Origin of the sequence: Gilvimarinus algae (assembly GCF_030518215.1) — a bacterium.
Lineage (GTDB): Bacteria > Pseudomonadota > Gammaproteobacteria > Pseudomonadales > Cellvibrionaceae > Gilvimarinus > Gilvimarinus algae.
Genome location: NZ_JAULRT010000061.1, coordinates 1 through 403, shown reverse-complemented (window position 1 = coordinate 403; position 403 = coordinate 1). Strand labels below are relative to the sequence as shown.

At 63.8% G+C, this 403-nt stretch carries 1 protein-coding gene; it reads right to left on the bottom strand.

The genetic code is table 11. From position 1 onward, the window contains the following. The coding region (locus QWI16_RS14710) for a nitroreductase family protein (RefSeq protein WP_302714210.1) at positions 1 to 314 on the bottom strand (314 nt) is incomplete at its 3' end. Positions 315 to 403 lie beyond the last annotated feature (89 nt).

Sequence of the window (403 nt, the reverse complement as noted above, 5' to 3'; positions counted from 1 at the left end):
ATCCCAAGCGCCTGATACAGCGCATAGCCCGCCGCACGCTGACGCGCCTTCAACGCGGCGGGCATGGGCCGGGGGAAATAGGAATACTCGGTTTCGATCGGGGCGCCGTCGTCGATCGCCTGCATCAGCCGCGCACTGAGGCCGGTCAGGGCCGCGCCCGTCAAAACGTGAAAGCTGCCCGGCTGCAGATTGGCGCCGCTGGGGGCTCGGCGCGCAACGGTGCAGATCTGCTCCATCTGCGCGCGCAGGACGGGTTGGTCGGTGAACGCTCGCACCGAACGGCGCTGCGCGGTTAGGCTGTCGAAATCGGTCATGAGCGTCCCATAACACGCAACAAAAACAATCGCACCAAGGTCTTGGCGTGAAAAAGCAAAGAGAGCCTTCCCTTAGGGAACCCTGCCTA